This is a genomic window from Streptomyces sp. NPDC050085 (genome assembly GCF_044460595.1).
GTDB lineage: Bacteria > Actinomycetota > Actinomycetes > Streptomycetales > Streptomycetaceae > Streptomyces.
The window spans coordinates 41326-65782 of the sequence record NZ_JBITJZ010000014.1 but is presented as its reverse complement, the minus strand read 5'-3'; the positions used below and the strand labels follow the sequence as shown (position 1 = coordinate 65782).

The 24457-nt window shown below is 72.4% G+C and carries 23 protein-coding genes; 15 read left to right on the top strand and 8 right to left on the bottom strand.

Annotated elements, in window-relative coordinates:
* The first annotated feature begins 138 nt into the window (after positions 1–138).
* The 7 genes from ACIBUY_RS34995 to ACIBUY_RS34965 are packed head-to-tail and all read left to right on the top strand — an operon-like array spanning position 139 to position 4848.
* On the top strand, positions 139–1023 hold the full coding sequence (locus ACIBUY_RS34995; RefSeq protein WP_365577593.1) for an STAS domain-containing protein: 885 nt from the start codon (positions 139–141) through the stop codon (positions 1021–1023).
* The gene (locus tag ACIBUY_RS34990; protein ID WP_365577596.1) at positions 1020–1421 is read left to right on the top strand and encodes an STAS domain-containing protein; all 402 of its coding nucleotides are present in this window, start codon (positions 1020–1022) and stop codon (positions 1419–1421) included. The genes ACIBUY_RS34995 and ACIBUY_RS34990 overlap by 4 nt, the downstream gene beginning before the upstream one ends.
* Positions 1411–1863: an ATP-binding protein gene (locus ACIBUY_RS34985; RefSeq protein ID WP_399154842.1), complete on the top strand. Its 453-nt coding sequence runs from the start codon at positions 1411–1413 to the stop codon at positions 1861–1863. Before ACIBUY_RS34990 ends, ACIBUY_RS34985 begins: the two co-directional genes overlap by 11 nt.
* The gene (locus ACIBUY_RS34980) at positions 1860–2876 is read left to right on the top strand and encodes a SpoIIE family protein phosphatase (protein ID WP_399154790.1); all 1017 of its coding nucleotides are present in this window, start codon (positions 1860–1862) and stop codon (positions 2874–2876) included. The genes ACIBUY_RS34985 and ACIBUY_RS34980 overlap by 4 nt, the downstream gene beginning before the upstream one ends.
* Positions 2873–4093: a PP2C family protein-serine/threonine phosphatase gene (locus ACIBUY_RS34975; protein ID WP_399154789.1), complete on the top strand. Its 1221-nt coding sequence runs from the start codon at positions 2873–2875 to the stop codon at positions 4091–4093. Before ACIBUY_RS34980 ends, ACIBUY_RS34975 begins: the two co-directional genes overlap by 4 nt.
* Entirely contained in the window at positions 4090–4470 is a 381-nt protein-coding gene (locus tag ACIBUY_RS34970) for an STAS domain-containing protein (RefSeq protein ID WP_365577604.1), read from the top strand. Before ACIBUY_RS34975 ends, ACIBUY_RS34970 begins: the two co-directional genes overlap by 4 nt.
* A gap of 9 nt (positions 4471–4479) precedes the next feature.
* On the top strand, positions 4480–4848 hold the full coding sequence (locus tag ACIBUY_RS34965) for an ATP-binding protein (RefSeq protein ID WP_399154788.1): 369 nt from the start codon (positions 4480–4482) through the stop codon (positions 4846–4848).
* A 28-nt stretch (positions 4849–4876) separates the two neighbouring features.
* On the opposite strand, the gene ACIBUY_RS34960 is transcribed toward ACIBUY_RS34965, so the two are convergent.
* On the bottom strand, positions 4877–6319 hold the full coding sequence (locus tag ACIBUY_RS34960) for a GuaB1 family IMP dehydrogenase-related protein (protein ID WP_365577610.1): 1443 nt from the start codon (positions 6317–6319) through the stop codon (positions 4877–4879).
* A gap of 244 nt (positions 6320–6563) precedes the next feature.
* Between ACIBUY_RS34960 and ACIBUY_RS34955 the strand changes: the two genes are divergently transcribed.
* Positions 6564–7241 carry a hypothetical protein gene (locus ACIBUY_RS34955; protein WP_365577613.1) on the top strand — a complete coding sequence of 226 codons (678 nt, stop codon included), beginning with the start codon at positions 6564–6566 and terminating at the stop codon, positions 7239–7241.
* Here ACIBUY_RS34955 and ACIBUY_RS34950 read toward each other — a convergent pair.
* The 4 genes from ACIBUY_RS34950 to rpe all read right to left on the bottom strand — a co-directional run bounded on the left by ACIBUY_RS34950 (position 7234) and on the right by rpe (position 9886).
* Positions 7234–7590 carry a barstar family protein gene (locus ACIBUY_RS34950; RefSeq protein WP_365577616.1) on the bottom strand — a complete coding sequence of 119 codons (357 nt, stop codon included), beginning with the start codon at positions 7588–7590 and terminating at the stop codon, positions 7234–7236. The genes ACIBUY_RS34955 and ACIBUY_RS34950 overlap by 8 nt on opposite strands.
* Entirely contained in the window at positions 7587–7988 is a 402-nt protein-coding gene (locus ACIBUY_RS34945) for a ribonuclease domain-containing protein (protein WP_365577618.1), read from the bottom strand. The genes ACIBUY_RS34950 and ACIBUY_RS34945 overlap by 4 nt, the downstream gene beginning before the upstream one ends.
* A gap of 57 nt (positions 7989–8045) precedes the next feature.
* Positions 8046–9026, bottom strand: a complete 981-nt coding sequence (locus ACIBUY_RS34940) for a sugar-binding domain-containing protein (protein ID WP_365577695.1) — start codon at positions 9024–9026, stop codon at positions 8046–8048.
* 176 nt (positions 9027–9202) lie between these two features.
* Complete coding sequence (rpe, locus tag ACIBUY_RS34935; protein WP_365577621.1) at positions 9203–9886, bottom strand: ribulose-phosphate 3-epimerase; 684 nt, start codon at positions 9884–9886, stop codon at positions 9203–9205.
* A gap of 169 nt (positions 9887–10055) precedes the next feature.
* Between rpe and ACIBUY_RS34930 the strand changes: the two genes are divergently transcribed.
* Both ACIBUY_RS34930 and ACIBUY_RS34925 read left to right on the top strand, forming a co-directional pair.
* The gene (locus ACIBUY_RS34930; protein ID WP_399154787.1) at positions 10056–12200 is read left to right on the top strand and encodes an MMPL family transporter; all 2145 of its coding nucleotides are present in this window, start codon (positions 10056–10058) and stop codon (positions 12198–12200) included.
* 112 nt (positions 12201–12312) lie between these two features.
* Complete coding sequence (locus ACIBUY_RS34925; protein ID WP_399154786.1) at positions 12313–13557, top strand: hypothetical protein; 1245 nt, start codon at positions 12313–12315, stop codon at positions 13555–13557.
* A gap of 7 nt (positions 13558–13564) precedes the next feature.
* Here the strand turns inward: ACIBUY_RS34925 and ACIBUY_RS34920 are convergent, their stop codons facing one another.
* The gene (locus tag ACIBUY_RS34920) at positions 13565–15010 is read right to left on the bottom strand and encodes a transcription antitermination factor NusB (RefSeq protein WP_365577629.1); all 1446 of its coding nucleotides are present in this window, start codon (positions 15008–15010) and stop codon (positions 13565–13567) included.
* Between the two features lie 104 nt (positions 15011–15114).
* Positions 15115–16044 (bottom strand): methionyl-tRNA formyltransferase, encoded by a 930-nt coding sequence (gene fmt, locus ACIBUY_RS34915; RefSeq protein WP_399154785.1) that lies wholly within the window; start codon positions 16042–16044, stop codon positions 15115–15117.
* A gap of 302 nt (positions 16045–16346) precedes the next feature.
* On the opposite strand from fmt, the gene ACIBUY_RS34910 reads away from it, so the two are divergent.
* Positions 16347–16904: a hypothetical protein gene (locus tag ACIBUY_RS34910; protein ID WP_365577635.1), complete on the top strand. Its 558-nt coding sequence runs from the start codon at positions 16347–16349 to the stop codon at positions 16902–16904.
* 115 nt (positions 16905–17019) lie between these two features.
* Here the strand turns inward: ACIBUY_RS34910 and ACIBUY_RS34905 are convergent, their stop codons facing one another.
* On the bottom strand, positions 17020–19167 hold the full coding sequence (locus ACIBUY_RS34905) for a primosomal protein N' (protein ID WP_365577638.1): 2148 nt from the start codon (positions 19165–19167) through the stop codon (positions 17020–17022).
* Between the two features lie 290 nt (positions 19168–19457).
* Between ACIBUY_RS34905 and ACIBUY_RS34900 the strand changes: the two genes are divergently transcribed.
* The 4 genes from ACIBUY_RS34900 (at position 19458) to ACIBUY_RS34885 (ending at position 24447) form a co-directional block, all read left to right on the top strand.
* Entirely contained in the window at positions 19458–20687 is a 1230-nt protein-coding gene (locus ACIBUY_RS34900; RefSeq protein ID WP_399154784.1) for a helix-turn-helix domain-containing protein, read from the top strand.
* A 78-nt stretch (positions 20688–20765) separates the two neighbouring features.
* A complete protein-coding gene (locus ACIBUY_RS34895) occupies positions 20766–21479 on the top strand; it encodes a toll/interleukin-1 receptor domain-containing protein (RefSeq protein ID WP_399154783.1) in 714 nt (237 codons plus the stop codon).
* Entirely contained in the window at positions 21476–23380 is a 1905-nt protein-coding gene (locus ACIBUY_RS34890) for a hypothetical protein (protein WP_399154782.1), read from the top strand. Before ACIBUY_RS34895 ends, ACIBUY_RS34890 begins: the two co-directional genes overlap by 4 nt.
* 17 nt (positions 23381–23397) lie before the next feature.
* Positions 23398–24447, top strand: coding sequence for a hypothetical protein (locus tag ACIBUY_RS34885; protein ID WP_399154781.1), 1050 nt, complete (start codon positions 23398–23400; stop codon positions 24445–24447).
* The last annotated feature ends 10 nt before the right edge of the window (positions 24448–24457 follow it).

The following is a 24457-nucleotide window of genomic DNA, read 5'->3' as shown; positions in this document are numbered from 1 at the left end:
GGGGTATCCGGAACCGCTGCCCCTACCGTTGGCCTGCGAAGACGGCGACACGTCAACCCGGCCCCCGGCGGGGGCAGTTCGGCCCGCGCATCCCGTGCGGGGTACACACGTCCGGCGAAAACGATGAGAGAGGGGCTTGTGAGTACCAGCGACACCGAGATCCGTGCCCTGTTGCTCGAGGCACTGCGGGACCAGGAGGAGCGGATCGCCGAGCGGTGGACCACGCTCCAGCTGGAGCAGGCCGCACTCGGCACCGACATGACCGAGAGTGAGCTGCGCGACGAGGCCCACACCCTCATCGACGCGCTCACCGACGCGCTGGCCAGCGACACCCCCGTCGAGCGCCTGGTGGCCTCGCACCACAACCTGCGCACGACGGTGACCGAACTGTCGCTGCGCCGGGTCCGGGCGGGCGCCACCCCGACCGACACCTCCCTCGCGGTCCTCAGCCTGAAGGAGGCACTGCTCGCGGCCGTGCAGCACACGACCCGCGACATGGGCGAACTGTTCGCGACGGCGATCTTCGTGAACCGGATGCTGGACGCGGCCGGCGCACTCTCCTTCGAGACGTACGTCGAGGGCCGCGAGGAGATCATCCAGCGGCAGAGCCGGCAGCTGATGGAACTGTCCACGCCCGTCGTGCGGTTGTGGAAGCACGTGCTCGCCGTGCCGCTGATCGGCACGCTCGACACGGCCCGCACCCAGATCGTCATGGAGTCCCTGCTCCAGGCGATCCAGGACGACGAGGCCAAGATCGCCATCATCGACATCACCGGGGTGCTGACCGTCGACACCGCGGTCGCCCAGCACCTCATGCACACCGTCAACGCGGTCCGGCTGATGGGCGCGGACTGTGTCATCAGCGGCATCCGTCCGCCCATCGCCCAGACCATCGCCCAGTTGGGAATCGACCTGTCCACCATCCTGACCCGCGCGACCCTGGCGGACGCGCTGGCCGACTCGATCAAACTCACGGACCGGCCCGCCGTCGGCCTCGCCGTCGCCGAGTCGGCAGCACGGTGACCGAGCGGCGCCCGCAGGGCGTTCCCATTCTGCGGCTCGGCGACGTCCTGGTGACGGGGCTGCTCAACGAGCTGGACGACCGTTCCGCCCTGACGTTCACGGACGAGCTGACCGAGCGGATCGCGTCCGACGGGGCCCGCGGGGTGCTCATCGACATCTCCCGGCTGGAGATCATCGACTCGTTCGTGGCCCGTACGCTGATGGAACTGACCACGATGGCACGGTTGTTGGGCGCCCGGGTGATCGTCGCCGGGATGCGGCCCGCCGTCGCCATCACCCTGGTCGAACTCGGTATCCGGCTCACGGGCGTGGAGACCGCGCTCAACGCGGAGCAGGGCCTGACCGCACTCGGCTGGCAGCGGACCCCGGAGGCCTCCGGCCATGACCATGTCGGATGAACACGCCGCGCCCGCGCTCCACCCGCCGGGCCCGCAGGTGACCGTGCAGCGCTCGTACGAAGTCCGCTCGGAGGACGATCTGTTGACGGTGCGTCACGCCGTCCGCGCGGCCACGGTCGAGTGCGGCTTCGGTCTGGTCGACCAGACCAGGGTGGTGACCGCCGCCAGCGAACTGGCCCGTAACGCCTACGTCCACGGCAAGGGCGGCACCCTCACCGTCGAACTCCTCGCGCGCACCGGGGCGAACGGCATCCGCCTGGTGATACGGGACGAGGGCCCCGGCATCCCCGATCTCGGGGCGGCACTGACCGACGGCTTCACCACCGGCGGCGGCCTCGGCCACGGCCTGGGCGGCGCCCGCCGTCTGATGGAGGAGTTCCGGGTCGACACCCGGCCCGGGGCCGGCACGACGGTGACCGTGGCGCGCTGGACGCCGCGATGACCGCGCAGCCGCACGACGACGCCGTGACCGCACAGGTCGTCGTCGACCACGCCAGCGCCGTGCACCACGCGGCCACCCTGGTCCGGCGGACGGCGCGCGCCGGCGGGCTCGACGACACCGCCGCCGAGCGCGCCGCGGTGCTCACCACCGAGCTCGCCGGGAACCTGCTGCGGCACGCGGTGGGCGGCGCCGTCTACGTACAGCGCCATCCGGCGGGCGGCGGGCTCGACGTCGTCGCCGTGGACCGGGGGCCCGGCATGGCCCGCCCCGATCACGCCATGGTCGACGGGTTCAGCACCACCGGGACGCTCGGCTCCGGCATGGGCGCGGCCCGCCGCCTGGCCGACGAGCTGACGCTGCGCACCCTGCCCGGGGTCGGCACGCTGATCTGCGCCCGGTTCCACGCCCCCGGCATCCGTCCGGCGCGCACCGACCTCGGCCTGGTGTGCCTGCCGGTCCGCGGCGAGCGGGCGTGCGGGGACAGCGCGGCCGTGGTCGACGCCCCGGGCGGGCGCACCGCGGTCGTGGTGGACGGGCTCGGGCACGGGGATGAGGCCGCGCAGGCGAGCGCCGCGGCCGTGGCGGTCTTCCGCTCCGCACCCGACCGCCCGCTGCCCGAACTCCTGGCGAGCATGGACCGGGCGCTGCGCTCGGGGCGCGGCGCCGCGGTCTCCCTGGTCCGGCTGCGGCCCGGCTCGGTGGAGCACTGCGGCATCGGCAACGTCCGCCTGCTCCTCGTCGCCCAGGACGGCGTACGGTCCCGGGCACTCGGCCAGCCGGGCGTGGTCGGCTGGAACATGCCGACGCCGCAGACCCGCACCCGGCCGATGCCCGAGGAGTGCGCGGCGGTCGTGCACAGCGACGGCATCTCACCGCGCTGGGCGGACACGGCCACGCCGTTCCTGCTCGGGCTGCCGCCCCGGCTGTTCGCCGCCGCACTCGGCCACGGCCACCGCAGCGCACGCGACGACGCGACCGCCCTGGTCTCCGGGGCGGCAAGGAGGAGCTCATGACCGACCAGGCGGCCGCACCCCACCGTACGAAGCACCACTCCCTGCCCGAACTGCGGTCGGCAGTGCGGGCGTTGGCCGCTCAGCTGCGTCTGCCGGCCGAGCTGCGCACCCGCCTGACCCTGTCCGTGTCCCGGGTCGCGGAGCCCGAGCTGCGCGCGGGACGCCTCGTCACGCTTGAAGCCGTGCCCGAACAGGCCGTCGCCGAGCGGCAGTTGACCCTGCGCCTGCGGGCTCCGACGGCGGCCGCCGTGGAAAGCCTGCCCCTGCCCGCCGGGCGCGAGCAGGGCAGCACGGTGTGGCGCATCCCGCTGCCCGCGCAGCCGTCCGCCTCCCCCGCCGCGCCGCGCTCCACCGTGGAGCTCCTGGAGGAGGAGCTGCGGGCGGCCCTGGCCCGGGCCGAGACCCTGGAGGCCGACCGGCGCAGCCTCACGCACGAGCTCGACGAGACGAACAGCGGAGTCCTCGCGCTGTACGTCCAGTTGGAGGAGCGGGACGAGCAACTGCGGCGCGCCCACGGCCAGATGCTGCGCGAGCTGGAGGACGCCCTGCGCCCGGCCCCAATAAAGGTCGACGGCCTGGAACTGGCCATCCACTACGCTCCGGCCGGCACCGACGCCCCCACCGGAGGCGACCTGTACGACTGGTTCCAACTCCCCGACGGGACCGTGCACATCACGGTCGTCGACGCGCTCGGGCACGGCGTCGCCAGCACGCGCAGCGCCCTGGACGTGACGCACGCGGTGCGCACCCTCACTCTGGAGGGCCACTCCCTGGAGACGATCGTCGGCCGCACGGACGAGATCCTGCTGCCCTACGACCGGGAGCTGATGGCGACGGTCCAGCTGGTCCGCATCGACCCCGTCTCCGGCCGGCTCTCCGTCGCCAACGGCAGCCATCCGCCGCCCCTGTTGGTGGGCGAGGACGGCAGCGCCCGCTTCCTGGAGGTGCGCGGGCGGGGCATCGGCTATCCGCTGGCGGGCAGCGAGGGCCTCCTGCACGAGCGGCTCGGCCCCGACGACCTGCTGGTCCTGTACACGGACGGCCTGACCGAGAGCCGCCGCGACCCCTACGAGGGAGAGCGCCGGCTGACCGCGGCGGCGGTCCGCCACCGGCACCGCCCCACCGATGAGATCCCCGGCGCCCTCGCGGAGGAGATGCACACCGTGATCCTGCACCCGGACGACACCCTCGCCCTGACCGTACGGAGAAGCCGATGAGCGCCACCGCCGCCGGGCCGATACCCGACGACCCGTCCCACCAGCTGTCCCTGGACACGGCACCGGGCCCGCACGGTCCGGTCGTCGCGCTGACCGGCGACCTCGACTACGAGAGCGCGCCGCTGCTGCTCGACGCCCTGCCGCGGATCGACGTGACCGCAGGCGGCACGGTGACCCTCGACCTGGCCGCCGTGCGGTTCTTCGACTCGGGCGGCATCAACGCGCTGCTGCGGGCCCGCACCGCGCTCCAGGAGCGGGGGGCCGGCCTGACGGTGCGCAGGCTCTCCCCGGTGGTGGAGCGCATCTTCCGGATCACGGGGCTCGACACGGTGCTCGTCCCCGAAACCGATTCCGATACCGACGCGGTGGCGGGGTAGCCGTACCGCATGGAGATCGTGATGGACGGTCCCCTGACGGGGGCACAGGCCCGGAGCACCGCTGCCCGGTTTCTCGCCGAGCACTGTCCGTGGGCCGATGCCGACGCGGTGCTGCTCGTCGTGTCGGAGCTGGTCACCAACGCGGCACGGCACACGGGCGCTCTGGCGCGGCTTCGGCTGCGCCTGGACGCGGGCGAGTTGGCGGTGTGCGCGGAGGACGCCGATCCGCGCACACCCGTGCCCCGCACACCCGACCTGGGCGGCGGCGGTGGCTTCGGCTGGCACATGGTGGAGCACCTGGCGGAGCGGCTCGCGGTGTTCGAGGCCCCGGACGGCAAACGCATCGAGGCCGCGTGGGCCGCGCCGTCCCCGGCGTGACCACGCGGCCTCGACGACCGATAAGTGACTAGCTCCAGCTGGCGTGCAGCGGCTTGCCCTCGGCGTAGCCCGCGGCGGACTGGATGCCGACGGTGGCCTTCTCCTCGAACTCGGCCAGCGAGTTGGCACCGGCGTAGGTGCAGGAGGAGCGGACGCCCGCGATGATCGAGTCGATCAGGTCCTCGACGCCCGGACGCTGCGGGTCGAGGAACATGCGCGAGGTGGAGATGCCCTCCTCGAAGAGCGCCTTGCGAGCCCGGTCGTACGCGGACTCGTCGGAGGTCCGGTTCTTCACGGCGCGGGCCGACGCCATGCCGAAGGACTCCTTGTACGCGCGGCCCTGGGCGTCGTGCTGCAGGTCGCCCGGGGACTCGTAGGTACCGGCGAACCACGAGCCGATCATCACGTTCGACGCACCGGCCGCGAGCGCCATGGCGACGTCGCGCGGGTGCCGGACACCGCCGTCGGCCCAGACGTGCTTGCCGTACTTCTTCGCCTCGGCGGCGCACTCCAGGACGGCGGAGAACTGCGGCCGGCCGACGCCGGTCATCATGCGGGTGGTGCACATGGCGCCGGGTCCGACGCCGACCTTGATGATGTCGGCACCGGCCTCGATGAGGTCCTTGACGCCCTCGGCGGCGACGATGTTGCCCGCCACGATCGGGACCTGCGGGTCGAGCGCGCGCACGGTCCTGATCGCGGAGATCATCGACTCCTGGTGCCCGTGGGCGGTGTCGATGACGAGCGTGTCGACGCCCGCGTCGAGGAGCTGCTTGGCCTTGCCCGCCACGTCGCCGTTGATCCCGACGGCGGCGGCGATGCGCAGCTTGCCCTCGGCGTCGGTGGCCGGGGAGTAGAGCGTGGCGCGCAGCGCGCCGGTGCGGGTCAGGATGCCGGCGAGCTTGCCGTCCTTGTCGACGGCCGGGGCGTAGCGGCGGTTGGCGCCGTCCAGCTTGTTGAAGGCGTCGCGCGGGTCGATGTCCGCGTCGAGCAGCAGCAGGTCCTTGGACATGACCTCGGACAGCTGCGTGAAGCGGTCGACGCCGCTGAGGTCCTGGTCGGTGACGACACCGACGGGCCGCTGCTCGTCGTCGACGACCACTCCGGCGTTGTGCGCGCGCTTGGGCAGCAGCGCCAGGGCGTCGGCGACGGTCTGCGTCGGCGCGAGGACGATCGGGGTGTCGAGCACGAGGTGGCGGGTCTTCACCCAGGAGATGACCTCGGTGATGACCTCGATCGGGATGTCCTGGGGAATGACGACGAGCCCGCCCCGGCGGGCGACCGTCTCGGCCATGCGGCGGCCGGCGATCGCGGTCATGTTGGCCACGACCAGCGGGATCGTGGTGCCCGTGCCGTCCGGCGACGAAAGGTCCACGGCCTGACGGGAGCCGACGGCGCTCCGGCTCGGCACCATGAAGACGTCGTCGTACGTCAGGTCGTACGCGGGCTTGATGTCATTGAGGAAACGCACGTGCGCAGGTCCCGATCGCTAGAAGGGAGCCCCGGAAGGATGCCGCCGGGGCACAAAGCACGTACTTCATTTTCCCATGGACCACGCGAACCCGTCTCCGGGCCGAACGTCCCAAGGTCAGCGGTACCGGCTTGGATGATCACCCAATCTTCGGGCCCGGTCCGGGGCGCTTGCCGGACCGGGCCCGCGCGCCTACGTTCCGAGCCACCATCACGGATGGAAACGGATGGACGGGGGTCCAACCATGAAAGACGACGCACAGACCCGACTGGCCGATGCCGAGCGGCGCCTGACCGAGCTGCGCACGGAGGCCGAGGCGCTGCTCAAGGAAGTCGAGCAGCTCCAGCACACCGACGAGACGGCCCGGGCGGAATCGGAGGCCGCGCCCCGCGCCAACGGCCAGCCGGTCATCCAGGGCGGCTTCAACAACGCCACGTCCCTGACCTACCTGTCCGCGACCCAGGGCGACCCGTCGGCGCTCTACCTGGTCGGCAACCTGCGGGGCCTGGTCTCCCTCGGGCAGCAGAGCGACGGCGTGTTCGGCTTCAGCCCGGGCCAGTCCGGGGTCGTCGGCACCTCGTCCAACGGCACCGGCGTCCGGGCCGTCAGCCAGACCGGCACCGCCCTGGCGGCAGGCAGCACGGCCGGTACGGGCGCGGCGGTGTCCGGGAACGGGGTCGGGCTCGTCGCCGACAACAACGGGCAGTACGGCGGCTACGGCGTGATCGCCCTCGGCCAGGTGAAGGGGATCGGCCTCTACGCCTCCGGGGAGCGGGCCGCGGTCCGCCTCGGCCAGGCCCCGTACGCAGGACCGCCCACCGCGGACTACCACGATGTGGGGGAACTGGTCCTGGACGCGAAGGCCGACCTGTACCTGTGCCGCAAGGCGGGCACACCCGGCAGCTGGGCCAAGCTCAACTGAGGGCGAGCACCACGGTGAGGGCGGCGCCGGCCTCCCGGCGCTGCTCCACCGCCTCGGCGAACACCTCCCGCGCGGTCTCCCACACCTCGGGACGCCGCGCGCCGAACTCCTCCCACCCGCGCACGACGACCACGAGCCCGTGCTCGCCCTGCGGACCCACGCCGGGGTCGCTCAGGCAGTCGGCCAGCGCGTCCCAGTTCCGCCCGAACCACGCGGGCAGCTCCAGTGCGGCGGCGCAGCGGTCCATGAACGCGGCCTTGCCCTCGGCCCCTTCGAGGTCGACGACGCGCACCGCCCACCCGGCCCCGGCGAGGGCGTCAAAAGGCCCGGCTTGCCCAGCCCCGCTCATCGCAGCACCGCCTTGAACGACTCGTAGTGGTCATCGGTGTAGTACGTCTCCCCGCCCCGCCCGGTGACGATCCGCCGGGCACCGCGGTCGCGCTCGCCCGGGGTGCGCACGGTGTACTCCCGGTAGTAGCCGCGCTTCTGCCGGGGCAGCTCCCGCTCGAAGTTCCCGAAGACGGTCCCGTCCTTGGCGTACGGGAACGGCCCGCCCTTGTCGATGAGCTCCAGGGTCCGCCGCGCCTCGGCAGGCAACCGCGAGGCCTGCACCGTGGCCATGCCGTCGGCCCAGGCAGGCGTGGAGACGGAACTGTCAGGGGTGCCGACGCCGGTGCCACTGGACCCGCACCCGGCGACAAGCACACCCAGACAGACAAGAACAACACCGACAAGCCGCGCAACCATGCTCTGATGGTGCCTCACTCAGGCACATCAAGCCCCTCCGGCGTGTGAGGAGCGGGGTCAGTCGTCGGGATCGGCCCGCTGAAGCGCAGGCCGAGGCGTAGACCCGGCGGTCAACAGGAAATCAGCCGCCGCCGTATCAGTGACCAGGCTGGTCACCAGCCCCGACCGCAGCACCGCATCAATGGCAGCAGCCTTGCGCTGCCCACCCGCGATGGCCACGACTTCCGGTATCCGCCGGAGGCGATCCGCCTCGACGGTGATGCACCGCTCCCCCAGATCCCGCCCCACCCGACGCCCCTGCGCGTCGAAGAGATGGGCCGACATCTCGGCCGCGACACCGAGGGACGCATAGTGCGCGCGCTCCTCGTCGCTGAGCATGTCGTGCACGGTCGAGATGCCGGGCTCCCACGAGCCGATCGACACGCACGCCACGGTGACCTTGTCGAAGTACTCGAAGGCACGGGCGATCCCGGTCTGGTTGCGCAGCGCGGCCGCGGTGGCCTCGTCCGGCAGCAGCATCGGCGCGTAGATCGGGTGGGCGTCGCCGCCGGAGACCTGCGCGGCACGCCGCACGGCCTCGACGGATCCGCGCTCCGCGGTCCCGGCGTCGTACACACCGGTCAACTGCACGACGGTGCACGGCGGGAGCCGGTCGAGGGCAGCGGCCATGTGAATGGTGGAGCGGCCCCACGCGAGGCCGAGCACATCGCCTTCGGTGACGAGTTCACCGAGCAGATCGGCGGCGACCTCGCCGAGGTTCTCGGGGTCGGGCGACTCCTCGGCCTCGGCCGGCGACTCGACGACCACCGCGTGCCGCAGGCCGTAGCGGGCGCGCAGCGCGTCGGAGCGCTCGGCGTCCAGCTCGGCCGGGACCCGGATCTCGATGCGCACGAGATCTCGTTCCAGGGCGGTCTCGAGGACCCGGGCCACCTTGAAGCGGCTCACGCCGAACTCCTCGGCGATCTGGATCTTGGACTTGCCCTCGAGGTAGAAGCGGCGGGCCATGGCCGCCGCCTGCACCAGCTCCGCGGGTCCCATCCGCAGGGCTGCCCGTCCCGCCGATGATGCGGACACGGCGATCTCCTCACTGCTCTTCTTCACGACTCACACGACACACACGACAGACTGACGTTCACAACCTGGATTCGCCGTTCATCCTTGCAGATCCGGCGGCGTTGATCAGCCCTGATGAACGGCGTTCACGTATCCGTGGCTCAGTGGTCGCATGCCCAGGCGGCGGACGCGGTCGCGCTCTCGGCCTGCGTGCGCAGTGCACGTACCGCCTCGACCGGGTCCTTCGCGCCGTATACCGCCGAACCGGCGACGAAGACGTCCGCGCCCGCCTCGGCGCAGCGCTCGATCGTCGACGCGGAGACGCCGCCGTCGACCTGCAGCCACAGCTCGAGGCCGTGCTTGGCGATCAGCTCACGGGTCCGGCGGATCTTCGGCAGCATGATGTCGAGGAACGACTGCCCGCCGAAGCCGGGCTCCACGGTCATGATCAGCAGCATGTCGAGCTCGGGGAGCAAATCCTCGTACGGCTCGATCGGGGTGGCCGGCTTGAGGGCCATGGAGGCACGGGCGCCCTTGGCGCGGATCTCGCGCGCCAGACGCACCGGCGCGTGCGCGGCCTCGGCGTGGAAGGTGACGGACCCGGCCCCCGCTTCGACGTACTGCGGAGCCCAGCGATCGGGGTCCTCGATCATCAGATGGCAGTCCAGCGGGGTGTCCGTCGCGCGCGCCAACGACTCTACGACCGGAACCCCCAGGGTGAGGTTCGGGACGAAGTGGTTGTCCATGACGTCGACATGGAGCCAGTCGGCGCCTTCGACGGCCCTGGCCTCGTCGGCGAGGCGGGCGAAGTCCGCGGACAGGATGCTGGGGTTGATCTGAGCCATGCCCCAAGCCTGCCATGCCCGGCGCCCGTCGCCCGCCTCGGTCTGGACCAGTACGCGATACCGATGCCGAGCCGTGCCCTCCCGTGCCATTCTTGGCGGCCCACAGCGGGCCCACAGCGGGTCACGGCTGGCCGACAGCAACACCGCGCACGACGCAGCGGGGGGCGCCATGGCGGACGTACGGACCGATGTCCGGACCACTGAACCGGGCCGGGGTCGCGGGGTGGCGCGGCTGGTGTGCGGGCGGCGCAGCAAGTGGCTGGTGCTGCTGCTGTGGTTGGTGATCCTGGTGGGAGCGGCGCCACTCGCCCAGAAGCTCACGGACGCGCAGGACAACGACGCGCAGTCCTGGCTGCCGGGATCGGCCGAGTCGACCCAAGTCCTCGACGTGTCCAAGGACTTCAGGCCGGAGACCATCCCCGCGATCGTGATCTACGCGCGCGAGGGCGGCCTGACCGCGGCGGACCGGGCCCGGATCACCGCGGACGTGGCGGAGATCAAGCAGCTCAGCGAGCACGGTCTGCGCGGCAAGGAGACGCGTGGGCCCGACTTCGACAAGGCGGACCGGCCGTCGGCGGCGCAGATCTACGTACCGGTGACGATGGACGCCAAGGGCTGGGAGCAGATCGCGCCCGCGGTCGACTCGATCCGGGACCGGACGGGCAGGTCCGCGGACGGGCTTTCCGTCCACATCACCGGCCCCGGCGGCACGTCCGCCGACTTCTCCAAGGCGTTCGAGGGCATCGACTCCACCCTGTTGCTGTCCGCGCTCGGCATCGTGATCGTGATCCTGCTGTTCACGTACCGCAGTCCTACGCTGCTGCTGGTGCCGGTGCTGAGCGTGGTGGCCGCGCTGTTCACCGCGCAGGCGCTGATCTATCTGCTGGCCAGGCACGCGGGCCTGACGGTGAACGGGCAGAGCGCGGGAATCCTGACCGTCCTCGTGTTCGGCGCGGGGACGGACTACGCCCTGCTGCTGGTCGCCCGCTACCGGGAGGAGCTGCGCCGGCACGAGGACCGGCACGAGGCGATGGCGCTCGCCCTGCACCGGGCGGGCCCCGCGGTCCTGGCGTCCGGCGCGACCGTGGTGCTCAGCATGCTGGTGCTGCTCACCGCCGACATGAACTCGACGCGGGGGCTCGGCCCGGTCGCCGCCATCGGCGTCGCGATCGGCCTGCTCGCCATGGTGACGCTGTTCCCGGCCCTCCTGGTGGTCTTCGGGCGCTGGATCTTCTGGCCGGTGATCCCGCACATGGGCTCGCCCGAACCGACCGAGCGCGGCGTCTGGGCACGCACAGGCCGCCGCATCGCGCGCCGCCCGCGGCTGGTGTGGGGCGTGACGGCGGTGGCGCTCGCGGCGTTCTCCCTCGGCCTGATGCAGCTGCGCGCGGAGGGCATCAGCAACGCCGACTCGTTCACGGGCAAGCCGGACTCGATCGCCGGGCAGGAGGTCTCGGCGAAGTACTTCCCGGCGGGCTCCGGCGACCCGCTCGTCATCGTCGCGAACCGGGCGCAGGGCGCGAGGGTCAAGGACGCGGTCGCCGCGACCGACGGCGTCGTGCGGCAGGGCATCGGCACCCCGCCGGGCACGGCCGCCGAGCACGACGGTCAGGTCCTGATCGAGGCGACGACCACCGCCCCGTCCGACAGCCAGGCGGCGCGCGACACGGTGCAACGGGTGCGCGACGCGGTGCACGCGGTGCCGGGCGCGGACGCCGCGGTGGGCGGCGGGCCCGCGGTCCTCCTCGACATGGACCGGGCGACGGCGCACGACAACAAGCTGGTGATCCCGCTCGTCCTGGTCGTCGTCCTGCTGATCCTGGGGCTGCTGCTGCGCTCCCTGATCGCGCCCCTGCTGCTGATCGGGACGGTCGTCCTGTCGTTCGCGGCGGCGCTCGGCGTGAGCGCGCTCGCCTTCCGCCATCTCTTCGACTACGCGGGCGAGTCGACGGACTTCCCGCTGTTCGTCTTCGTGTTCCTGGTGGCGCTCGGCATCGACTACAACATCTTCCTGACGACCCGCATCCGCGAGGAGGCCGCCCGGCAGGGCACCCGGCCGGGTGTCGTCACGGGTCTGGCCGCGACCGGTGCGGTGATCACGTCGGCGGGTCTGGTCCTGGCGGGCACGTTCGCGGCGCTCGGCACGCTGCCGATGGTGGCGTTCGCGGAGCTCGGCTTCGCGGTGGGGCTCGGCGTGCTCCTGGACACGTTCATCGTGCGCTCGGTGCTGGTGACCGCGCTGTTCCTGGACGTGGGACCGCGTGTCTGGTGGCCCGGCGCCCTGGCCGCACGGCCGGAGCCGCCCGCCGAGTGAGTACCGCAACCCCCTTGTGGCCAGCGGTAGTTGAGGGTGGGGGGCTGCCCCATGATCGATCAGGGGGGCAGCCCCAATGCCCCGGCGGGCCCCGCACGGGCAGAGTCCCTTCATGACCTTGAAGCGGTTACCCACACGACTCACCGCGGCCGGCGCCCTCGCCCTGGCGTGCGCCGCGACCGTACTGACCGGCACGGGGCACGCCGACGCCCCGCACACCCTCACCGGGTCCGTCGCCAACCCCGCCACGGCCCGCGGCTCGGTGGTCTCGGCGACGCAGGTCGCCGACCTGTCGGCGCGCGACGTCGCGGCACTCCTCCAACAGGCGGGCATCGAGCCGTACGCGGGCCAGGTGCGGCACGGCGTACGCGCTCATCGCATCGTCTATCGCACGGTCGACCCGCAGGGCCGCCCGACGACCGCCAGCGCCCTGGTGGCCGTGCCCGAGAACAGCGCGCGCACCCTGCGCGCGGTGTCCTGGCTGCACGGCACGGAGGTGTTCCGCGGCGAGGTGGCCTCCGTCAACGACGCGTCGGCCGACCGCGCGACGGCCCTGCTGTTCGCCTCGTCGGGCTTCGCGGTGTCGGCCCCCGACTACCTCGGCCTGGGCACCGGCCCGGGACTCCACCCGTACGGGGACCCGGGCGCGACGGTCACCGCCTCGGTGGACGCGCTGCGGGCCACGCGCGCGTTCGTCCGCGGCGAGGGCCGCGCGCTGCGCCCGGACGTGGCCGTCGCCGGGTTCTCGCAGGGCGGGCCCGCGACGATGCTGGTGGGCCGGGCGCTCCAGGAGGGCGCCGACCCGTTCTTCCGCCCGGCGGCCCTGACCACCGTCGCGGGACCCTTCCACCTGAGCGCCTTCGAGGCCGCCGCGGCGGCCGACCGCCTCGACCGCTCGCCGCTCTACCTGGCCTACTTCACGACCGCGTGGAACCGCCTGTACGGCCTCTACGACAGCCCCGAGCAGGCGTTCCGGGCCCCGTACGCCGACCGGATCGAGACGCTCTTCGACGGCAACCACACGGGCGCCCAGATCGCCGAGGCGCTGCCCGCGACGTCGAAGGAGCTGTTCACCGAGGAGTTCCTCCGGTCGGTGCGCCACCCCACGGGTGAACTGCGGCGCAGGCTGAGGGCGTTGGACACCGCCTGCGACTGGCGCCCCGACGTCCCCGTGCACCTCTTCCACGCCACCGGCGACCGGGACGTCCCGGTCGCGCACTCCGCCTACTGCGGGAGCCGGCTGGCCGCGGCAGGGGCCACGTACCGGCTCACCGACGTCGGGAAGGACGCCGACCACAGCACGACGGTGCTCAGGGCGCTGCCGGACGTGGTCCGCGAGTTCCACGCCCTGGGCTGACGGTTGGTCAGGCGGTACGCCGGATCAGCGCCAGGTACATCGCGTCCGTACCGTGCAGATGGGGCCACAGCTGTACGTCGGGGCCGTCGCCGAGCGCCGGGACGCCCTCCAACAGCGGGCGCGCGTCGATGAGTTCGGCCCCGTCGTGCCCCTTGAGCACGTCGTCGACGACGGCCCGGGTCTCGGCCAGGTGCGGGGAGCACGTCGCGTATCCGACGACGCCGCCGACGCGCACGGACTCAAGTGCCCTGCGCAGCAAGGTCCGTTGGAGCGGGGCGAAGCCGTCCAGGTCCTCGGGTCGGCGCCGCCAGCGGGCCTCGGGACGACGGCGCAGGGCGCCAAGTCCCGTACAGGGCACGTCCATCAGGATCCGGTCGAAGGTGCCGGGCCGCCACGGCGGACGCGTCCCGTCCGCGGCGATCACCTGGTAAGGACCGGGGTTCCCGTCGAGCGCCTTGGCGACGAGCCCGGCGCGGTGCGGCTGCTTCTCGGAGGCGAGGAGCGTCGCGCCGCGCTGGGCGGCGAGCCCGGCCAGCATCGCGGCCTTGCCGCCGGGGCCGGCGCACCCGTCGAGCCACTTCGTGTCGGATCCCTCGACCGGAGCGTTCGCAAGCGCAAGGGCAACCAGCTGGCTGCCTTCGTCCTGCACGCCGGCGCGCCCCGACTTCACGACGTCGAAGGACCCCGGCTCCCCGCCCTCCGCAAGCCGGACCGCGTACGGGGACCAGCGCCCGGGCAGCCCGGACTCCTCGCCGACCTCGGCCAGTACGGCGTCCGCCGTGGTCCGCCCGGGGCGCGCCACGAGCGTCACCTCGGGCCGCTCGTTGTCGGCCTCGAGCAGGTCCTCGATCCCGGCACGGCCCCCGCCGAGCGAGTCCCAGAGCGCCGACACGACCCATCGCGGATGCGAATGCACGACGGCCAGGTGATCCTCGGGGTCCTCGTCGTACGGCGGCGCGACCTTCTCCACCCAGGTGTCGAGATCGGCTTGCGAGACCTTGCGCAGCACGGCGTTGACGAACTTGGCCCGCCCGTCGCCGAGCACGACCCGCGCCAGCTCCACCGACGCGGAGACGGCGGCGTGCGTCGGGATCCGGGTGCCGAGCAGCTGGTGGACACCGAGGTTGAGCACGTCGAGCACCGGCGGATCGACCTCGCGCAGCGGCCGGTCGATGCAGGCCGCCACGATCGCGTCGTACGTGCCCTGGCGGCGCAGCGTCCCGTAGACGAGTTCGGTCGCGAGCGCGGCGTCACGCCCGTCGAAGTCGCCCTTCTCACGGGCCTTGCGCAGCAGCGGCGGCAGCACGAGGTTCGCGTACGCGTCCCGCTCGTCGACCGCGCGCAGCGCCTGGAAGGCGAGGATGCGGACGGGGTCCTTCTGCGGACGGCGATGGGGCTTGCCCGGCTTACGGGGGCGACGGTTGGACTGCGACGGGGCCGGCTGGTCGTTCAAAGGTGCTCCGCTGGTGGGATCGTACGGGCGCTACGCACAGGTCGTACGCCGAGGTGAACCCTCCCAGCGTACGACCCCGCCCCCGTACGGGCCGACCCAGGCTCTCAGCCCAGGCGCTCGCCGGACGCGATCCGCACGCCGCGCGCCCAGTCGGCGGCGGCCATCGGCTTCTTGCCCTGGGCCTGGACCCACAGCAGCTCCACGGCGTGCGAGCCCGTGCCGACGTACAGGTTCTTCTTGCCGACGCCCAGCTCGCCCGGCGCCAGGTCCGTGCGGTCCGGCGCGAGCACGGCCGTGCGCACCTTCAGGCGCTCGCCGCGGAACTCGGTCCACGCGCCGGGCGCGGGCGTGCAGCCGCGGACCACGCGGTCGACGCGCAGCGCGGGCGCCGACCAGTCGATCCGGGCGTCCTCGACCTGGATCTTCGGGGCGAGCGAGACCCCGTCGGCGGGCTGCGGCACGGCCTGCAGGGAGCCGTCCTCGATCCCGTCCATCGTGGCGACGAGCAGCCCCGCACCCGCGAACGCGAGCCGGGTCAGCAGGTCACCGCTGGTGTCGGTGGACCGCACGGCCTCGGTGACGGTGCCGTACACCGGGCCCGAGTCCAGCCCCTCCTCGATGAGGAAGGTGGAGGCACCGGTGATCTCGTCCCCCGCCATGACCGCGTGCTGCACGGGAGCGGCCCCGCGCCAGGCGGGCAGCAGTGAGAAGTGCAGATTGACCCAGCCGCGGGCCGGCACGTCGAGCGCGACCTTGGGCAGCAGTGCTCCGTAGGCGACGACCGGGCAGCAGTCCGGGCCGATCTCCCGCAGCCGGGCGAGGAACTCCTCGTCACGCGGCTTGGCGGGCTTCAGCACCTCGATGCCGGCCTCCTCGGCCCGCTCCGCGACCGGGCTCGCGACGAGGCGGCGGCCGCGCCCCGCGGGGGCATCGGGCCGGGTGACGACCGCGGCGACCTCGTGCTTGTCGGAGGCGATCAGGGCGTCCAGAGCGGGTACGGCGACCTCGGGGGTGCCGGCGAAGACGAGCTTCATCAGTGGCTAACGGCCTCTCGGGGCAGGGTCACGGGCAGCGCACCAGTCTATGGCGCCCCGCTGTCGGGCACGCATGTCGGGCACACATCGACAGGCGTCGGGCCTGCATGGGGCGCACGCTTCAACGCGCGCCCTGCGCATATGCGGATACGCCCGAACAGCGTGACCCCTCACTGAATGGCGCGTTGGTCAAGAAAGAGTTGACCAGTCAACGGGCCGCAATCACCCGACCGCCCCCGGCGGTTGTCACTTGACGCGAGCGCGGCCCCATCCTTTTCATCGCCGGTTCGAGAGGCTTGTACATGGCCGACCACGCAACCCACGACGCCCAGGCACGGGCCAGTCTGCACCTTCTGGTGCGGGACATCGAGCGGGTCCGGCGGCAGGTGGACGCACTGCGCACCCTCACCGCACAGCTCGGCAATGTCTACCGTCCGCGCCGCTCCGGTCCCTCCGCGGGGTTCGTCGTCTACGGCAGGGCGCCCGCCCCGACCGTCCGTCTCGCCCAGGAGCTGCGGGACAGCGTCGAGACCCTGGTGACCGCCGCCGTGGACTTCGATCGTTCGCTGGGTTTCTCGTGGGACGCGGTGGGTTCCGCGCTCGGGGTGACCAAGCAGGCGGTGCACCGCCGGTACGGGGCCCGCAGGGCGGCCGCGCAGGCGGCGGCCGACGCCGAGCGCGCCACCGACACCGCTTCCACGCCCCTGCCCGCGCCGGCGCGCCCGCCCGTCCCGCTCGGTGCGGGTCCGCTGCCGTCGGTGCCCGCGGCCCGCTCCATGCCGACCCAGCCGACCGCGGGCAGCCCCGGCCTGCGCGACGAGGCACGCCCCGGCGCCTTCCCCGGCCCGCGCAACGGCTGAGCCCGTCACCCCGTCCGCTGCCTCCCCGTACGTCATGTACGGGGAGGCAGCGGCTTGATGTACGGGCAGGCAGCGGCATGTTGACGCTCCGCCGTCAGACTGGGCTGACCCCGGGTCACCCGATGTCGAGCGGATCCACCCGAACACGCACCGGCTCGTTCCCCCCGCGCGCCATGCGTGCGGCCTGCGCCTGCTTCAGGGCACCCGCCAGCGCCGCGCCACTGCCCGGGGGCACGCGCACCAGCACCCGCTCCCACTGCTCACCGGGCGGGGCCGCCGACGCCCGCCGCCCTGCCCCCGGCACGGCATCGGGCACCGGAACCGGGCCCAACACCTCGGCGTCCGCGGGCAGTTGGACCGCACCGAGGAAACCGCTGAGCGCCTCCGGGGCCCCGCTCACCGACGCCATCCGGGAGACCGGGGGGAAACCCAACTCGGCCCGGTCCGCGAGCTCGCGCACCGCGTGCCCCACCGGGTCCCAGCGCACCAGCGCCTGTACGGGTCGCAGCGTCGGCTCGGCCATGATGACCACGGTGCCGCCCGCCTCCTGGGGCCGCACCAGGGCGGCCGCGCCGATCCAGCGGCGCAGCGCGTCCTCGCCCGCCCGCAGGTCGGGCCGCCCGAGCATGGCCCAGCCGTCGAGCAGCAGTGCGGCCGCGTACCCGCCCTCGGCGACGGGCTCGGCGCCGGGCGTGCTCACGACGAGCGCGGGCGCACCGGAGACGGTGTCGAGCACCTGCTCACGCCCGGAGGTCCGCACCGGCACGGCGGGAAAGGCCCGCCCCAACTCCTCGGCGGTGCGCCGCGCCCCGACGACCTGGGCCCGCAGCCGCACCCCTCCGCACGTACCGCACTGCCAGTGGGCCTCTTGCACCCCGCACCAGCCACAGGCCAGCACGCCGGTGGCTTCCCGGGCCTCGAGCGGCCCGGCGCACTGCCGGCAGCGGGCGGGCTCCCGGCACTGCTGACAGGCCAGCCTCGGCACGTACCCGCGCCGCGGCACCTGGACCAGCACGGGCCCGTCGCGCAGCGCGGTCCGCGCCACGTCCCAGGCGATGCTCGGCAGCCGGGCGGCGCGGGCGGCCTCGTCCCGTGCGACATCGAGATCCCCCACGGTCCGCACGAGCGGAGCGGCCCGCCGCACCCCGTCCCGCGGCGCGGCGACAGCGGCGGCCCACCCACTGCGCACCAGCTGCGCGGCCTCGACCGTGCAGCTCCAACTCCCCAGCAGAAAGCCGCACTTGTCCCGAGCGGCCCGCAGCTCGAGCACCTCCCGCACATGCGGGAACGGCGCATTGTCATCACTGTGGTGCGCGTCCCCGTCGTCCCACACCACGACGAGTCCCAGATCCCGTACGGGAGCGAACATGGCGGCCCGCGTCCCCACCACGGCCCGCACGGCCCCCCGCCGCACGGCGAGCCACTCCGAGTACCGCCGCTGCTGCCCGGCATCGGCGGTCAGCAGCGCGTGCTGCCCGTCCCCGAGCACCCGCCGGAAGGCTTCGTCGACCCGCGCCGCGAGCCGCACGGTCGGCACGACGACCAGCGCCCCGCGCCCCGACGCCAGGGTCGCCTGCACGGCCAGCGCGAGCTCCTCGGCCCACTCGGGCCCGGGCAACGCGGTCCACACGGCACGCGGCGCCCCGCCGGACGCCAACGAGGCCACGAAATCGGCCCCGCGCTCATATCTGCGCCACGACCCGGGATCGGGCACGGCAGGCGGCGCGGGCGGCGCCGGGAACTCCCGCTCCTCGGCCTTCGCGTGCCGCGGCGGAACGGCCAGCTGCAACACGTCCGCGAGACTCCCCGCATACCGATCGGCAACGGCCCGGGTCAGCCCCAGCAACTCCCCGTCGAGCACCACCTCGGGCGACACGACCTGCGCGATCGCGGCCAACGGCCCCTGATACTCGGCCTCGGCGACCCGCTCGACGAGAAACCCGTCGATCAGCCCACCACCCTCGCGCCGCCCGTCCCGCACATTCTTGCTCCCGGCCCCGAACCGCACCCGCACGCGCACCCCGGGCCGGGCGACGTCATCCAACTCCTCCGGCACCGCGTACTCGAAGTACCGGTCGAGATGCAGCACGCCCTTGTCGACAAGCACCCGCGCGACCGGCAACTCCTTGGCCAGCGGCGCCCCCCGCCACGTCCGCGGCTTGGCCCGCGGCACCTTCGCCCTGCGCACACTCTCCCGAATCAACGCAAGCTGTTCCGGCTCGCCACCACCGGGCGACTCGGCGTCGTCGTTCTCGCTGCTCACAGGTGCATTCCTACCAGAGGGGACTGACAACGGGGCGGGAGTGAGATCACCGCACCCGGCGGCCTCACCACGCGTCCTCCGCCGTCGCAACACCGCCCGTCCAGCCAAATCCGCCCATGATCCGGACGCCGCGCGATGCGCGGGCAGCGCGTCGTGCCCCGGCCCGGTATCTCAACTGGAAACGGGAAACACCGGCCGCGGCCTTGCTCGTGTCATCGCCGGAGCCGACGCTGGCTGGCAACGACAGACACCCGGGAGCGCACGGCCGGTGTCGGGCATGAGGGGGGACCATGCTGGAGCAGGCACCTGGGTTCGGGGCCGAACTGCGCCGATTACGCCTGGCCGCGGGGCGGACGCTCACGGACTTCTCCGCTTCGGTGCACTACAGCAAGAGCCAGATCAGCAAGGTCGAGACGGGGCGGAAGCGGGCCACCGCCGAGTTCGCGAGGCTCTGCGACGCAGCCCTCGGCGCGGGCGGGCGCCTGAGTGCGCTGGTGCCGGTCGAGCCGCCCCCGTCCCGACGCGGAGTCCTCACCATTGGCGCGGCTTCCGCCCTTTCCTTCGCCACAGCGCCCCTGGCGTCCGGCGCGCCCGGTCCGGACGACCTGCCGTCCCCGGCGTCGCTCCCGGAGATCATGCTCTCGCTCCTTGCGGACTTCCGGCGCATGGGGCAGGTGGTGCCGCCCGCGGTGCTGCTCTCCCCGCTCGCCGAACAGACGCGGTCCGTGACGACACTGGCGCTCGGCGGAAAGGGCCGCACGAGACAGGAACTCTTCCGGGCAGCTGCGCGATTCGCCGAGTTCACCGGCTGGATGGCCCAGGAAGCCGGGGACGACGATGCCGCCCTCCGCTGGACGGAGCATGCCGTGGAACTCGCCTCGGCGGGCGACGACCACGACCTGGCTGCCTACGCACTCGTACGCCGTGCCCTGATCACGTACTACCGAGGAGAGGCAAAAGACACCGTTGCTCTCGTCCGGCAGGCACGAGACGGTCGCCTTCCTCCGAGGATTCGCGGTCTGGCCGCCCAACGGGCCGCGCAGGGACACGCCTTGGCCGGTGACCACAGCGCCTGCATGCGCGACCTGGACACGGCCCACTCTCTGCTGGCCGTCGAGGCCGCTCAATCGGTCGGCCATGCCTCCGCCACGCTCCTCGGCACCTCCCATCTTGCCGATCCCGCCTCCATGATCACAGGGTGGTGCCTGCTCGATCTCGGGCAACCGCGAGCCGCCGCCCGCGTACTGGATCGCGAGCTCGCCCTGGTGCCCGCGTCAGCGCTGCGCACCCTCGCCCGTTACGGCGCACGTCGTGCCCTGGCCCACGCTCTGGCGGGCGACATCGATGCGGCCTGCGCGTACACGGCCTCGCTCCTGCCGTCCGTGTCCGCCGTCCAGTCCGCCACCGTCGCGCTGGACGTGCACCGGCTGAAGCGAACGCTGTCCCGGTACCACCGCCACCCCGCCCACCGTGCGATCGCACCACAACTCGCCGCGGCGGCTCCCGCCGATCCTCTCTGACGAACCCCTGACGCACACCACCCCGGCGCCGTCCGTGCGACGGGTCCGACTCCCCCACGCCCAGAAGGAGATTGGGTCATGCACGACATCTTCATCAACTACCGCACCGGTGACGGGGAACAGTTCTCCGCCACCCTCGAGAGCGCTCTGTCGGCCAGGTTCGGCGCCGACCGGGTCTTCCGCGCGAGCAAGGACATCGCGCCAGGTGCGCGTTTCGACACGTCCCTCCTCGAAGGAGTTCGGCGCAGCGGTGTCCTCCTGGCTCTCATCGGCCCGGGTTGGGCCGACGACCCCCGGCTGCAGAACCCCTCCGACTGGGTGCGCAAAGAGATACTCGAGGCCTTCGAATGCGGCATCCGCGTTCTCCCCATCCTGCTCGGACGCAAGACGGAACGGCCGTCCCGGGACCAGCTTCCGGCCCCGATGGCCCATCTGACCGACTGCCAGACACTGCGGTACGACCACCAGTCCAACGCGCATGACCTCAAGCGCATCGGGGACGCGCTGGCCACCCTTGTCCCGCAACTCGCAGCGTGCGACGCGGATCGGACGAAGTCCGAGTCGCCCGCCCCCGGAAGCACCACGAACACGATCACGGGAGACAACAGCGGGTCGCAGATCCAGGCAGGCTCAGTGAACGGCGACCTCAACAGCAACAGCCCCCACCACAACGGCATCCACATCGGACCTGCTCACCGCACCGTCAACCAGTCCGGTGACGGCGCGAGTTACGCCGAGGGTGACAACACCAACCACCACACCTTCGGCCGCAAGGACGACGACCGTCGATGAGCGGCGACACGTACAACACGTTCTTCCCCTCCTCCCCCGCCTACTTCTCCTCATCGCTGTTGGGACCGTCTGCCGCCACGCCCCGCCGCGTGGCTGAGGACCAACTCGAGCGTCTGAGGCAACAGTTCGCACGCCCCAAGGGGATGAACGCCGCCTACGACACCCTCGCGTCGCAGCGCACGGTGTTCCTGGACGGCCCACCGGGCTGCGGCCGCAGCGCCGCCGCACGCGTCCTGCTCTGCGAACTCCCGTCGGACCGTGGGACATATCACGAACTCAGCCCAGAGGTCGGCGAGGGACCCTGCCTGTCCACCGCTCTCATCGGCATCAGGGACCGCATGCTGCTCGACCTGTCGACCGCCGACGAGCACCTCTGGCAGGCCGTACGCCATGAGCTGTCCGGCTTCCGCCACGAACTCCTGCACAAGTACGCGTTCCTGGCCGTCGTGCTTCCCCAGAACATCGCGTACGACCTTCCCAGCGAGTTCGTCAGGACCACCATCGACCGCCCTGACGAGAAGGAGGCGCTCTTCCGGCATCTGCGCAGCCGCGGCCTCGACGACAGCCTGTGGACGCCGCTGTCGGAGCAGACGCAGGCGTACCTGGACCTGCACCCTGCGATGGAGGACCTGGCTCGGCTCGCCGGCCGGATTGCCGAGGCCCGGGCTGCCAGGTCCGGCTCCGGCACGTTCGACGACTGGCTGCGGGCCGCACTCGCGACCCAGGGGGACCACAGAGCCGAACTCGACCGTCTGGTACCCGGCCTGCAAGAAGGGCGGCAGCGTGCCCTCCTCCTGGCCACGGCACTCCTCGATGACGCCCCGGCCCAAGCAGTTCACGGGGCAGCGACGCTCCTGCTGCGCAGGGTCGGCTCGGCCGACGACAGCCGCCCCGTACTGGAGCAGGCGGGACTGACCGAGCGCCTGGAGCCACTGCATGCGCGACTGACGCCCGAGGGCCGTGTGCGATTCGAGCAACGCGACTTCGCCGAGGCCACGTTGCGATACTTCTGGGCCAACCTTCCGCACTTCCGGGAGCCCCTGCGCGAGTGGATCTGCGCCACGCTCCGGAGCCCGGCCCTGACCGCCGAGGTCCGTGCTCGGATGGTCGGCCGCTTCACCGCGCTCCACCTGTCCACCGGCGAGACCAAGGTGATCATCCGGCAGATCGAGCGGTGGACCGCAGACGGAGCCCCCCGCACGACCGACGTCACGGCAGCGGCCGAGTCCCTCAAGCACTGCGTCCTCGACGAAGAGCACGGCCGGGCGTTCCAACACCATATGTACCTGTGGAGCCTGGGCCACCCGACGGATCTGCTGCGCGAGGTCCTGGTCGAGGTCTGCGAGAAGGTCCTGTCGATCCACCACCCCGACGCAGCGCTCGTCCGGCTGCACCACCTCGCCCGCAGGGAGCCGAATCCGCCGGGGGTCGCGACGCGGGGCCTCTTGCGCTTCGTCGACCAGGACGCGGGGGTCCAGCGCCGCTTCCTCTTCCGGCTGGCCACCAGCCGGAACTCCGAACACCACCGTCCCGACGCTCGCCTGTTCCTCCAACTCCCGGAACTGCCGACGGGCTTCCTGACGCAGCGCTCTCCCCGGGAGTGGTTGACCACGTGCTGGCAGCGGGTGTTCGAACTGCCGGACCCCCAGGAATGGGCACCGGCAGCACGCGCCTGGCTGCTCCGTGCAGACGACGCCCAGAACACCCGCCTCACCGACGCCGCGCTGAAGATCCTCGTCGACGCGTCGGTGTCGCGGTATCCGGTCGTCTCCCGTCTGTACGCGGAGTCCCGGCGAGCCACGTCCCCTGCTCTCGCCGCGCGGCTGCTGCGTGCGATCAACGAGGCCCAGAGCGCGGCATTCTCCGCACGGGCCCGCGAACCGGAGGTGTCGCCCACATGAGTTCAGGTCAGAAGACCGTGTCCGTATTCTTCAGCGTCATCGGCGCCTTGCTCGTGCTCATCCTCGGCCTCTGGTTCCGCTGGCCGGTGTGGACGTGGATCGGGGCCATGGCGGTGCTGCTCGCCGCCGGAGCGACGACGGTGGCCCTCACCCGGCGATCGGCACTGCGAGAACCGTTCCCCGACCACATGTTGCCGCAGCGCCCGACGCCCCCGGTCGAGCGCCGCGAGGTCCGCATCCAGCGCGTCCCGTTGCAGAGCAACACCCCCGACTACGACTTCCAGTTCACCGCCAATGTCCGCTGGTGCCCTGCGGATCCCTCAGCGGGAGCCGTCCTCATCAACCCCAGCGCCCTGGCCGTGGAAGCGGTCCTGCAGCGGGCCTCCACGATCACGGCCACCATGGAGCCGCACCGTGCCCCACTGGCACAGCACGAACTCAGCGGCTTCCTCGCCTTGATGGAACCCGTTCGCGAGGGACATGTCCTCGCCATGGCCATCGACGTCGAACTCACGCTCTCCGAGGCCGACCAACTGCGCCTCGACCAGCTGGCCGCCATCCGCAAGGACGAAGCGGTCTGGGAACACCAACGCAAGTACGAACAGAACAAGCGCGCCTACCTCGGGGGCGACGTCCTGCAGAGCACCGGCAGTGCGGTCGTGTGGTGGCTCGCCAAGAACGACGACCACGTGGAGAAAACCGTCAAGGACATCGGCCTGCTGGCCAAACTGGCCTCGGCGGCCAACGACACCGACGTGGACGAGCACTTCCGCTACTTGGTGCCCGAGGCCTTCGCACCGACCTACGTGCCTGACCCCGACGTGCCGGTCGAACCCGAACCCGAGCCGCCCGAGCCGTCACCGGCCGACGTGTTCGCGCACTTCCTCCGGCGCAGCGGCTTCGCGCCCAGCGACGAGGACGTGCCCTTGCTGGTCGACCTGGTGGCCCAGGCCGTCGAGTCCAAGGACGCCGTGGCCGCGGACGACATCCGCCGCCGCTTCGGGGGCTCACCGTTCGGCGCCCACCCCAACGGTGCTCCCTCGGCCGCGGGGCCCGAGGACCTCTGAAACGCGCAGG

Coding starts and splice junctions, on each gene's coding strand:
- ACIBUY_RS34985 (WP_399154842.1), top strand. CDS start 1,411: ATGTCGGATGAACACGCCGCGCCCGCGCTCCACCCGCCGGGCCCGCAG.
- ACIBUY_RS34980 (WP_399154790.1), top strand. CDS start 1,860: ATGACCGCGCAGCCGCACGACGACGCCGTGACCGCACAGGTCGTCGTC.
- ACIBUY_RS34975 (WP_399154789.1), top strand. CDS start 2,873: ATGACCGACCAGGCGGCCGCACCCCACCGTACGAAGCACCACTCCCTG.
- ACIBUY_RS34970 (WP_365577604.1), top strand. CDS start 4,090: ATGAGCGCCACCGCCGCCGGGCCGATACCCGACGACCCGTCCCACCAG.
- ACIBUY_RS34965 (WP_399154788.1), top strand. CDS start 4,480: ATGGAGATCGTGATGGACGGTCCCCTGACGGGGGCACAGGCCCGGAGC.
- ACIBUY_RS34955 (WP_365577613.1), top strand. CDS start 6,564: ATGAAAGACGACGCACAGACCCGACTGGCCGATGCCGAGCGGCGCCTG.
- ACIBUY_RS34950 (WP_365577616.1), bottom strand. CDS start 7,590: ATGAGCGGGGCTGGGCAAGCCGGGCCTTTTGACGCCCTCGCCGGGGCC.
- ACIBUY_RS34945 (WP_365577618.1), bottom strand. CDS start 7,988: ATGGTTGCGCGGCTTGTCGGTGTTGTTCTTGTCTGTCTGGGTGTGCTT.
- ACIBUY_RS34940 (WP_365577695.1), bottom strand. CDS start 9,026: ATGGGACCCGCGGAGCTGGTGCAGGCGGCGGCCATGGCCCGCCGCTTC.
- rpe (WP_365577621.1), bottom strand. CDS start 9,886: ATGGCTCAGATCAACCCCAGCATCCTGTCCGCGGACTTCGCCCGCCTC.
- ACIBUY_RS34930 (WP_399154787.1), top strand. CDS start 10,056: ATGGCGGACGTACGGACCGATGTCCGGACCACTGAACCGGGCCGGGGT.
- ACIBUY_RS34925 (WP_399154786.1), top strand. CDS start 12,313: ATGACCTTGAAGCGGTTACCCACACGACTCACCGCGGCCGGCGCCCTC.
- fmt (WP_399154785.1), bottom strand. CDS start 16,044: ATGAAGCTCGTCTTCGCCGGCACCCCCGAGGTCGCCGTACCCGCTCTG.
- ACIBUY_RS34910 (WP_365577635.1), top strand. CDS start 16,347: ATGGCCGACCACGCAACCCACGACGCCCAGGCACGGGCCAGTCTGCAC.
- ACIBUY_RS34900 (WP_399154784.1), top strand. CDS start 19,458: ATGCTGGAGCAGGCACCTGGGTTCGGGGCCGAACTGCGCCGATTACGC.
- ACIBUY_RS34895 (WP_399154783.1), top strand. CDS start 20,766: ATGCACGACATCTTCATCAACTACCGCACCGGTGACGGGGAACAGTTC.
- ACIBUY_RS34890 (WP_399154782.1), top strand. CDS start 21,476: ATGAGCGGCGACACGTACAACACGTTCTTCCCCTCCTCCCCCGCCTAC.